Below are 7,161 nucleotides of genomic sequence, written 5' to 3'. Positions count from 1 at the left end.
CAACTAATAGAATCCCGGCAACGGGACTGAAACTTGATACAAAAGGCTGAAAGGCTTACAGCGTAAGACTTTCAACTAATAGAATCCCGGCAACGGGACTGAAACCCTGCTGTATCTATTGCTCTTATAATAAGGAAGCTTACATCCTTTCAACTAATAGAATCCCGGCAACGGGACTGAAACAAAAGTTGTGCGTAACGTTACACAACCACTTTGAGCTTTCAACTAATAGAATCCCGGCAACGGGACTGAAACATCGGCGAAGACAAAGCATTGCCGAACCAGAGGCAAACTTTCAACTAATAGAATCCCGGCAACGGGACTGAAACTTGGGGATTGTGCGGCAACTTGCGGCTGACGGGGCGACTTTCAACTAATAGAATCCCGGCAACGGGACTGAAACAATCTAATAACCTCCAACCCCGCTCTTGAGCTTTAAACTTTCAACTAATAGAATCCCGGCAACGGGACTGAAACGATATCCAGGTACGCTTTGATCGCCTTGACCATAGACTTTCAACTAATAGAATCCCGGCAACGGGACTGAAACTTTTAGGTGGAAGCCCAAAACCGAGACTTATCTCAACTTTCAACTAATAGAATCCCGGCAACGGGACTGAAACAATTCTACTCCTATTTCACCTTCTGATGAAGATGAACTTTCAACTAATAGAATCCCGGCAACGGGACTGAAACAATTTTCGTATTTCTAAATCGGTACTATTTTACAGACTTTCAACTAATAGAATCCCGGCAACGGGACTGAAACATTATACCACCCATTCCCCAAGGAACATTAACATTCTTTCAACTAATAGAATCCCGGCAACGGGACTGAAACAGATTTTTTCATTTATAGCAAAAGATATATGAGCCTCAGCTTTCAACTAATAGAATCCCGGCAACGGGACTGAAACCCGTAGAAACTCTGATATTAGTAAAGAGGTCAAGACTTTCAACTAATAGAATCCCGGCAACGGGACTGAAACTGTTTTACAACTATAAGCACTATAGTGCATCAAACAACTTTCAACTAATAGAATCCCGGCAACGGGACTGAAACACTAATCCTAAAATCATCATCTTAAAATCCTCCGAATACTTTCAACTAATAGAATCCCGGCAACGGGACTGAAACACATAATTTACTCCTTAAAAGATGCATCAACACCACTTTCAACTAATAGAATCCCGGCAACGGGACTGAAACGCAGAGTCATTGCAAGTGATAGCAAACACAGCTATACTTTCAACTAATAGAATCCCGGCAACGGGACTGAAACTAGCATATGTTACCCCCCCCCCCCCCGAATTTAATCTTTCAACTAATAGAATCCCGGCAACGGGACTGAAACATTGCCGTAACATTATCTGAAGTTCTCGCTCAAAATCTTTCAACTAATAGAATCCCGGCAACGGGACTGAAACACTGCAGGATGCCAACCGGCTTGCTTCCAAACATCTCTAACTTTCAACTAATAGAATCCCGGCAACGGGACTGAAACGGATAATGTCTGAAAGCAACAAAACTCGTTAAAGTGCAAAATACTTTCAACTAATAGAATCCCGGCAACGGGACTGAAACAACTCGGTCCGATCGCTTCTGTTTCAGTTGATAGCCTTTCAACTAATAGAATCCCGGCAACGGGACTGAAACGATTTCAGGGGATGGCATCCAAACGCGAGTTATACTTTCAACTAATAGAATCCCGGCAACGGGACTGAAACCAAAAGCCGCTGTTGTCCCTACTCGAATCGTTGCACTTTCAACTAATAGAATCCCGGCAACGGGACTGAAACTTTATTGCAGAGCGAGGGGGACGCGCGATATCGGCAAACTTTCAACTAATAGAATCCCGGCAACGGGACTGAAACATGTGTACTTTTTGAATCATCGCTTAGTCTCTGCTAGGCTTTCAACTAATAGAATCCCGGCAACGGGACTGAAACATGTACACCACAGGGTTGCCAATTATGATAATTGCCTTTCAACTAATAGAATCCCGGCAACGGGACTGAAACTTTTAAACATGGTTTTAAGTCGAGTTTAATTCCGTAAAGCTTTCAACTAATAGAATCCCGGCAACGGGACTGAAACCTTTATATGCAGAGATATCCTTGTCATGTTGCAGCGCTTTCAACTAATAGAATCCCGGCAACGGGACTGAAACATATAGAATTTTATGCTCGCTATCGTAAAGGTTCGACTTTCAACTAATAGAATCCCGGCAACGGGACTGAAACTTAACAAAGAAACAGTTCGTCAGGTTCGTCGAGCTTTGCTTTCAACTAATAGAATCCCGGCAACGGGACTGAAACACTAATATTAATTTTCCTGGTAGGGAATTAGAGCCTGACTTTCAACTAATAGAATCCCGGCAACGGGACTGAAACGTTCACCAATTCAAGCCAGCAGAGTTTGAGGTCTGGCTTTCAACTAATAGAATCCCGGCAACGGGACTGAAACATGAAAATCCTTGCAAACCTATAAATAAATCTAAAGCTTTCAACTAATAGAATCCCGGCAACGGGACTGAAACATTGATAAGCTTGTCCGATCAGAACCAATCCGAAGCATCTTTCAACTAATAGAATCCCGGCAACGGGACTGAAACATGCAAACCCAACCTCAAACGCCTATTCTTTCGTGGCTTTCAACTAATAGAATCCCGGCAACGGGACTGAAACTAAAGCTCTTGTGCCTCTCTTAAAATGTCTCTTTTTTCCTTTCAACTAATAGAATCCCGGCAACGGGACTGAAACACAACCTGCCCATGTTCCAATTCATAATTCTGGCGCTTTCAACTAATAGAATCCCGGCAACGGGACTGAAACGTGTCAAGCGCGTGACACAAGGATTTTCTGTTTGTCTTTCAACTAATAGAATCCCGGCAACGGGACTGAAACAGGAAAACACAGAAACCACCACCCAGCGCGAGAAAGCTTTCAACTAATAGAATCCCGGCAACGGGACTGAAACATAGCCCAGCCGCGATTACCAGTCCCAAAACCCCCACTTTCAACTAATAGAATCCCGGCAACGGGACTGAAACCTATTTTCTGTGCTGGAATTTGATGTTCGATCGCGAGAACTTTCAACTAATAGAATCCCGGCAACGGGACTGAAACTCCTCTGCCGGACAGGCTGGCGGATATTTTTCTGAGCTTTCAACTAATAGAATCCCGGCAACGGGACTGAAACTATTAATTTTAAGCTCACAATCAGTTAATGCAATTAAACTTTCAACTAATAGAATCCCGGCAACGGGACTGAAACATTTCTAAACTGCGAAGATATCCTTCAATTGGCGAACTTTCAACTAATAGAATCCCGGCAACGGGACTGAAACGTAGCTGTGATGAGCAGCGGGCTATTCTGGCAGCCTTTCAACTAATAGAATCCCGGCAACGGGACTGAAACACAACTTTGTTGCCCCTAGGAATAATCCGCAAACACTTTCAACTAATAGAATCCCGGCAACGGGACTGAAACATTGATGGACGATAATCAACCCGAAGCGCCGATTGCCTTTCAACTAATAGAATCCCGGCAACGGGACTGAAACATTTTTAAGAATGTTGGCAGCCGGATAAAGCTGCCATCTTTCAACTAATAGAATCCCGGCAACGGGACTGAAACTTAACAACTGTAGGACCATCAACAAATCCAATTAAATCTTTCAACTAATAGAATCCCGGCAACGGGACTGAAACGTTTTTGCGAGTCGCTAAAAACTATAAAAGGTTTAACCGCTTTCAACTAATAGAATCCCGGCAACGGGACTGAAACTCTGTTATTTAATTTTTGCCACTTGCCGACCGACCGCTTTCAACTAATAGAATCCCGGCAACGGGACTGAAACTTACTCAGTTTATCCAGGGTTTGCCCATTACTGATGCTTTCAACTAATAGAATCCCGGCAACGGGACTGAAACCAAAGCTACCGACATCGCCTCGTCAATTATCAGCACCTCTTTCAACTAATAGAATCCCGGCAACGGGACTGAAACATTATTTTCTCGGCGTTAAAGAGCGGATTAAAGCCGCTTTCAACTAATAGAATCCCGGCAACGGGACTGAAACGAAACAGTTTTTCCGCTTCCCAGTCCTGACTTTACACACAGGACTTTCAACTAATAGAATCCCGGCAACGGGACTGAAACTTGGCTATTGTTGACTGGAAAGCCGCCTCGTCAAAACTTTCAACTAATAGAATCCCGGCAACGGGACTGAAACTTTCTCCGACACTTTTACTAAGGCCGGAGTACAGCTTTCAACTAATAGAATCCCGGCAACGGGACTGAAACTTTTTGCTGGTTTTGTTTGAGTCATATGCTATAAACCTTTCAACTAATAGAATCCCGGCAACGGGACTGAAACACTACTGCTGCAAAGGTTACGACCAAGGCCAACGCTTGCTTTCAACTAATAGAATCCCGGCAACGGGACTGAAACCTGATTGTTAGGCGATTATTTCCTAAAGAGGATAGACTTTCAACTAATAGAATCCCGGCAACGGGACTGAAACATAGATGCTTGCTTGAAATACGGATACTTTAGCTACGGCTTTCAACTAATAGAATCCCGGCAACGGGACTGAAACTTTACTAATAATTCCTTTACTACTTTTAACAGCTTGCCTTTCAACTAATAGAATCCCGGCAACGGGACTGAAACAATTTGACGAATTTCCAAGCAACAACAAGCTTTAAACTTTCAACTAATAGAATCCCGGCAACGGGACTGAAACCCTTTCTTTTGATGCTATTCAATTTGCTAGTATGCTTTCAACTAATAGAATCCCGGCAACGGGACTGAAACAACAAAGTTACGCTTTTCTAACTCTTACTCACCGAAACTTTCAACTAATAGAATCCCGGCAACGGGACTGAAACAATACCTCCTGGCTGCGGTGCAGGCGTTGGCGTTGGCGTTGCTTTCAACTAATAGAATCCCGGCAACGGGACTGAAACAAAATCCCCAGTACATTGTTGAGAAACCCTCCCCCAGACTTTCAACTAATAGAATCCCGGCAACGGGACTGAAACAATAGTCAGACTGCCTTCAATAATCGTCCGATCGCTTTCAACTAATAGAATCCCGGCAACGGGACTGAAACAAATCTAGAATTGAATATACGATGATTTACGAAATGCTTTCAACTAATAGAATCCCGGCAACGGGACTGAAACCTCAAATAAGTGCAACTCGAATCAATACAGAAGTAGGCTTTCAACTAATAGAATCCCGGCAACGGGACTGAAACAACTTTCTTTCCCATTCCTCACGGGTTAGAGTTCCCTTGCCTTTCAACTAATAGAATCCCGGCAACGGGACTGAAACGCATATCCCCAGTAATTAGCCGACACGGCTTGTTACTCTTTCAACTAATAGAATCCCGGCAACGGGACTGAAACGCCTTACCATTCACGGCTCAGACGGTAGCTTGACTCTTTCAACTAATAGAATCCCGGCAACGGGACTGAAACTCTGGAGGAATTCAAAGAGATGTACTCCGAAGCATTACTTTCAACTAATAGAATCCCGGCAACGGGACTGAAACATCGGTATTCCCCTGTTGCGTCGGTACACAGGAGGCTTTCAACTAATAGAATCCCGGCAACGGGACTGAAACTTTATCAGACTGGCTTAGGTGCTCAGATAACCGCGACCTTTCAACTAATAGAATCCCGGCAACGGGACTGAAACTTGGCAAGTCCGGTCCGTATGCTCCGTTAGCAGCATAACTTTCAACTAATAGAATCCCGGCAACGGGACTGAAACTTTTTCTTTTTATCTCCTGGCAAGCGATCACGTTGCACTTTCAACTAATAGAATCCCGGCAACGGGACTGAAACAAAAATGCCAGCCGAGGACAAAATATGCACAAACTTGCAGGTCTTTCAACTAATAGAATCCCGGCAACGGGACTGAAACTTAAACAGTGCAGGCATAAAATCTCCATAAAGTAACTTTCAACTAATAGAATCCCGGCAACGGGACTGAAACATGTTGAAAAGTGCAAAATAATCCTTAAAAACATCGCTGGCTTTCAACTAATAGAATCCCGGCAACGGGACTGAAACTCCCCTAACAGAACCTAAAGTGGGCCATCGCCAAATCCTTTCAACTAATAGAATCCCGGCAACGGGACTGAAACTTGGATTTTAGATAAAAGGCGATCGCACATGAACAAACTTTCAACTAATAGAATCCCGGCAACGGGACTGAAACGATTCTGTGAAAACACCTTACTGTTAGTGTCTCACCTTTCAACTAATAGAATCCCGGCAACGGGACTGAAACAGGAAACCCGACGGCACAGAATACCAGCGAGCCACCTTTCAACTAATAGAATCCCGGCAACGGGACTGAAACAGAACATCAAAATGCGATCGCGCTGGGGTAGAATGCTTTCAACTAATAGAATCCCGGCAACGGGACTGAAACAATTGCCGTTGACGAAGCTGTGCAAATTAGCCGTCGCGTCTTTCAACTAATAGAATCCCGGCAACGGGACTGAAACCAGCAAGTGTCGGCGACCGAGTGCAACGACGACGGCCTTTCAACTAATAGAATCCCGGCAACGGGACTGAAACACTAAATCTCCTAAAAGTCAGCTTGCTTGCCTCAAGCTTTCAACTAATAGAATCCCGGCAACGGGACTGAAACTGAAGAGGGGACGCGCTACCGAGTCCTGTACGAAACAAACTTTCAACTAATAGAATCCCGGCAACGGGACTGAAACAACTAGCCTTGACAAGTGGCAATGAAGCTGCGATCGTAGCTTTCAACTAATAGAATCCCGGCAACGGGACTGAAACGTTGCTTGTCTGCTGACAGAACGACCTGATTCTCCCCTTTCAACTAATAGAATCCCGGCAACGGGACTGAAACATTGCTGCTACCCATTCATTAATTAAAGGAAGCATACTTTCAACTAATAGAATCCCGGCAACGGGACTGAAACCGTAATTTTTGGTATTCTGGTATACCAAAATCCTGAAAGCTTTCAACTAATAGAATCCCGGCAACGGGACTGAAACAAGCATGGGAGTTCCCCATTCGTCTCTGGTGCAGACTCTTTCAACTAATAGAATCCCGGCAACGGGACTGAAACATTGCTGCTACCCATTCATTAATTAAAGGAAGCATACTTT

1 CRISPR repeat array is annotated in these 7,161 nt (G+C 44.2%).

The annotated features are described in order from the left end of the window. Nucleotides 1-68: 68 nt before the first annotated feature. A CRISPR array of direct repeats spans nucleotides 69-7,121; the repeat unit is 37 nt; unit sequence CTTTCAACTAATAGAATCCCGGCAACGGGACTGAAAC. Between the last annotated feature and the right edge of the window lie 40 nt (nucleotides 7,122-7,161).

This window comes from Microcoleus sp. N3A4 (genome assembly GCF_036701805.1).
GTDB lineage: Bacteria > Cyanobacteriota > Cyanobacteriia > Cyanobacteriales > Microcoleaceae > Microcoleus.
This window is presented reverse-complemented; position numbering and strand designations above follow the sequence as displayed.